At 65.3% G+C, this 4,097-nt stretch carries 9 protein-coding genes and 1 other RNA gene; all 10 read left to right on the forward strand.

What is annotated here, in order from left to right; all coding sequences use genetic code 11:
• Positions 1 to 78: 78 nt before the first annotated feature.
• Complete coding sequence (locus BM186_RS25895; RefSeq protein ID WP_074919316.1) at positions 79 to 798, forward strand: AAA family ATPase; 720 nt, start codon at positions 79 to 81, stop codon at positions 796 to 798.
• A complete protein-coding gene (locus BM186_RS25900) occupies positions 798 to 1,601 on the forward strand; it encodes a hypothetical protein (RefSeq protein WP_074919318.1) in 804 nt (267 codons plus the stop codon). The genes BM186_RS25895 and BM186_RS25900 overlap by 1 nt, the downstream gene beginning before the upstream one ends.
• Positions 1,598 to 1,984 (forward strand): hypothetical protein, encoded by a 387-nt coding sequence (locus tag BM186_RS25905; protein ID WP_074919320.1) that lies wholly within the window; start codon positions 1,598 to 1,600, stop codon positions 1,982 to 1,984. The genes BM186_RS25900 and BM186_RS25905 overlap by 4 nt, the downstream gene beginning before the upstream one ends.
• Positions 1,971 to 2,279: a hypothetical protein gene (locus tag BM186_RS25910; RefSeq protein WP_074919322.1), complete on the forward strand. Its 309-nt coding sequence runs from the start codon at positions 1,971 to 1,973 to the stop codon at positions 2,277 to 2,279. The genes BM186_RS25905 and BM186_RS25910 overlap by 14 nt, the downstream gene beginning before the upstream one ends.
• A 10-nt stretch (positions 2,280 to 2,289) precedes the next feature.
• Positions 2,290 to 2,955 (forward strand): DUF3164 family protein, encoded by a 666-nt coding sequence (locus tag BM186_RS25915; protein WP_074919324.1) that lies wholly within the window; start codon positions 2,290 to 2,292, stop codon positions 2,953 to 2,955.
• Between the two features lies 1 nt (position 2,956).
• A complete protein-coding gene (locus tag BM186_RS26730; RefSeq protein WP_074919326.1) occupies positions 2,957 to 3,229 on the forward strand; it encodes a host nuclease inhibitor protein in 273 nt (90 codons plus the stop codon).
• A 1-nt stretch (position 3,230) separates the two neighbouring features.
• Complete coding sequence (locus tag BM186_RS25925) at positions 3,231 to 3,725, forward strand: hypothetical protein (RefSeq protein ID WP_074919328.1); 495 nt, start codon at positions 3,231 to 3,233, stop codon at positions 3,723 to 3,725.
• An 8-nt stretch (positions 3,726 to 3,733) separates the two neighbouring features.
• Complete coding sequence (locus BM186_RS25930; RefSeq protein WP_074919330.1) at positions 3,734 to 3,952, forward strand: hypothetical protein; 219 nt, start codon at positions 3,734 to 3,736, stop codon at positions 3,950 to 3,952.
• Positions 3,951 to 4,023: hammerhead ribozyme type II (locus BM186_RS25935), an RNA gene on the forward strand. Before BM186_RS25930 ends, BM186_RS25935 begins: the two co-directional genes overlap by 2 nt.
• An 8-nt stretch (positions 4,024 to 4,031) precedes the next feature.
• On the forward strand, positions 4,032 to 4,097 hold a 66-nt coding region (locus tag BM186_RS27120; RefSeq protein WP_139228045.1), incomplete at its 3' end, for a DUF2786 domain-containing protein.

The raw sequence follows: 4,097 nt of genomic DNA on the forward strand, positions 1-4,097 counted from the left end.
GGCTTCAAAGCCATTCAACGCATGTACGACCACTTCGCGGCCGCTGAGGCCACTGCCTGACCTGGGGGAGAACCACCTATGAGCGTTTCCAAAATTATCCCGTTGACCAATGTCGGCCTGCTGGCCGGCGCCATCGAGCGCGCTATGCAACGTCCCCTGGGGCTACCGGGCCTGGTGGTGATGTACGGCCCGAGCGGCCTGGGCAAATCCGTGGCCGCAGCCTGCTCGGCCAACCAGCACCGCGCCTACTACGTCGAGTGCCGCGACACCTGGACAAAGAAGGCCTTTCTCCTGGCGGTGCTGCGCGAGATGTCCGTCACCCCGGCGCGCACCCTGAGCGAGATGGTCGACCAGGTGGCCGAGCAGCTCAGTCGCAGCGGTCGCCCATTGATCGTCGATGACGTCCAGTACCTGCTGGAGAAGGCAGCCGCCAACGTGCTGACCGATATCTACAACGCCAGCCAGGGCACCATTGTCCTGATCGGCGAAGAGAACGTGGCCACCAGCCTGGCCAAGCTGGAGCGCCTGCATAACCGCGTGCTGGAGTGGGTGCCCGCCCAAGCCGCGACACTGGCTGACGTTAAGCGCCTGGCGACTAACAGCTACCCACACCTGCAGATCGCTGACGACCTGCTGGCCGACCTGGTCAAAAGCGTAAAGGGTTGCCTGCGCCGCGCAGCGGTAAACCTGTACCGGGTCAGCAGTGAATGCACGGCCAAGGGGCTGCGCGAGGTCGACCTGGTCACCTGGACGGCCGGATGGTTTACCGGCGAGCCGCCGCGTCGGGGGGCCAAGTAATGCGCTCCGGTAAGAAACCGATTCACCTGGCCATGACCGGGGGCAAGCTGCCACGCCAGCGCATGTGGGAAGCCATCCGCGAACTGGGCCGCGATGGCGCCGAGTTCACCACCTACAGCGTCGCCCGCTGTTCTGAGGAAGAAGACGAAGCCGCGCGCAGCTACCTGCTGAGCCTGGCCAAGGCCGGCATCGTGGAAAAGCTCAAGGTCATGGGCCGCGATGCCCTCTGGGAACTGGTGAGAGACGAAGGCGCCGAAGCGCCGCGCGTGAACAAGAAAGGTGAGCGCCTACCGCTCGAGGCCGTCGAATGCATCTGGCGAGCGCTGCGCATCCTGGGCGAGCTGACAGCCGCCGAAGCGGCCAGTCAGGCTGCGGCCGGTGGCGCGCCTATCAGCGAGAACGGCGCGCGGATCTACCTGCAGGGGCTGGCCCTGGCTGGGTACACCGTGCGAGCGGGCGGCACGCCTGGCATCCCTGCCAGCTACCGCCTGCTGCCAGGGCGATACAGCGGCCCCCTGCACCCGATCTACCAGCGCTCCAGCTATGAGCAGGTCTACGACCCGAATCTAGACGCGGTTGTGTGGGCCAAGGGCGCCAAGCTTGATGCATCCGAGCTGGCCGGGCTGCGCCTGGAGAAGGCAACGCTCGTTAAGCAACTGACCGAGTTGTGCGAAGCCATCGGCCCGATCAAGGCGCTAGCAGGCCGCGCTGTTGCCCAGTTCCACCCCGATGACCGCGAGCGGGCCGAGGGTGTCGAGGTGCTCGCACGCTTGAACAGGCTGCTGCTGGAGGTGCGCCCATGAACCAGACCGCCCGAGTAGACCTGTCCGCCTGGGGCGAGCAGCCGCCGCTGTGGGTCAGCCTGCTGGCCCGCGAGGTTGAGCAGAGTAACCGCACCAAGACCGGCGAGCGCGTTGGCGTCAGCCGCACCGCCGTGACGCTGCTGCTGCAGAACCGCTACCCGTCGCCCAGTACCGAGCGCATGGAGCGCCGGGTGATGGACGTCCTTGGCCGCATCGACTGCGTGGCCCTGGGCGAGGTGATCACCGCCGAGCAGTGCCAAACCTACCGCGAACGCCCGGCGCCTACCCACAACCCGCATGCGATGCAGCACTGGCGCGCCTGCCAGCACTGCCCGCAGAACCCTCGCTGTGCAGCAAAGGAGCAACGCCATGGCAGCCACTGAGCAACGCCCGCTGAAAGTCCTGAACGCCGCGCTGGCCACCAGCCTGCGCGACTTCAACGCCGCCGCCCGCCACCTGCAGGCCATGGGCGTGCGGTTGCTGCAAATCAAGCCGACCGAGAACCGCCTGGTGATCAGCCCGGAGGATGGCGAGCGCCTGCAAGGCAAGCGCCTGACCGAGGGCTACCAGCGCCACGCCTCGGCAGGCAGCGACCGCATCACAGTGCTGTTCGAGGGCGTAACCCTCGAATGGCGCCGCCCCATCAGCTACCGCGACCTACAAACGACCATCCACTGAGGAACCCAACATGACCGCACAACAAGCCATCCCCGCCGGCTACCGGCAAGACGCCCAGGGTCGCCTGATTCCTGAGAGCATGATCAAGCCCATCGACATCGAGCGTGACCGCCTGGTGCGCCACCTGATCGACCGGGCCAGCGAGCTGAACAGCCAACTGGCGGACTTTAAAGCCGCCGCATTTGGCGATGTGCGCGCTTTCATCGAAATGAGCTTCGAGGAGTACGGCGCAAAGTTCGGCGGCAAGAAAGGTAACGTCACGCTGCTCAGCTTCGATGGCCGCTACAAGCTGCAGATTGCGGTACAGGACTCCATCAGCTTCGACGAGCGCCTGCAGGCCGCCCGCGCCTTGATCGACGAGTGCTTGGCTGAGTGGACAGAGGGCGCCCGCCCCGAAGTCGTCACCCTGGTGAATGATGCATTTCGCACCGACACCAAGGGCGAGATCCGCACCGCCCGAGTGCTGGCGCTACGTCGGCTGGAGATCGTAGACGAACGCTGGCAACGCGCGATGAAAGCCATCGGGGAAGCCTGCCAGGTGACCAGTTCCAAGGAATACCTGCGCCTGTACGAGCGCGTGGGCGATACCGACGAGTACCGCCCGATCAGCCTCGACCTGGCAGCGATTGCGCTGCCCGCCGAGCAGCCCCTGCAACCGGCGCCGGGGGTGCATTGATATGAGCAAGATCATTGCCTATTGCTGGGCCGGTGGCCTGATCCAGTTCGGCCCGAGCGTGCCGGACGGGGCTATCGGTATCGCCAGGGGCGAGGAAGCGAAGGTGCGCGACGTGATTGAGGCGACCGCCCGTCACGCGAAGGACAACGAGCGGCTGCTGGTGCCCGGTGTACCCGAAGCGCCAAGCGAGCGCGAAGGCCTGGCAGCCCTGGCCCGCTACATCCAGTGGTTGGGCGAACGCAACGGCCCCGGCTTCCGGGCAATGGGGGCGTGACATGCAGCGCTATCACGACGCCAGCCGCGACCCGCTGCCGATTCGCTCGCCCTACCACGACCAGGAACGCCTGAACATTGCCAAGGCTACCGAAGAGTTCCTGGCCAAGGGCGGGCAGATCGAGCAGGTAGGCCACCAGATGCAGGCCACCAGCCCGACCTTCGTCATCAACCCAACCCGAACGCCGGTCTACGCGCATCTGTTCGTGCGCCCAGAGGACGAGCCGGTGCGCGCAAAGCCCGCCGTGAAGCCGAACACGGCCCCGGCCAAGCCGGAGATCGAGGCCGAAGCGCCCGCAGCCTCGCCAGAGCAGGCAGCAGCACCACGCACCGACATTGTCCAGGAGTTGCGAGAGCTTTCCATTGCCGCCCGCTTGATGGTTCAGGCGGCGCTGGGCGCATCACCGAGCATCGCCGCGCGGGCAATCGGCATCAGCGAAAAGCAAGCGCGTCAGGTGGCGCGCGACTTCCACATCACCTTCAAACGCCAACGCTAGGGGGTTCCATGGTCGAGCACAGCTTCACTGTAACGGTCGTCGAAGGCGACAGCGGTATCAACATCCAGGTGAGTGGGATACAGCCCTTTGAGGGCGTTGATAGCAAAGCCCTGGAACTAACCAAGGCTCTGCGCCTAGCCATGCTGCATGACACAAACCGTTTAGCCGATTGCATCGCAGCAGCTCAACATCAGCACATCCACCCCGAGACAAAGTCCGTCCACTGAGCGAAACCGCCCCGGCCTAGCCGGGGATGGTCTGCCCAGCGTGGTGGCTGGGTACTGACGAGCAGCCACTGGAGAGAACATGGATCGCAAGAAAGCCCTGGATAAGGTCAAGAAGTGCCTGGCCTTGGCCAATAGCAGCAACCCC

Origin of the sequence: Ectopseudomonas toyotomiensis, from assembly GCF_900115695.1 — a bacterium.
Taxonomy (GTDB): domain Bacteria; phylum Pseudomonadota; class Gammaproteobacteria; order Pseudomonadales; family Pseudomonadaceae; genus Aquipseudomonas; species Aquipseudomonas toyotomiensis.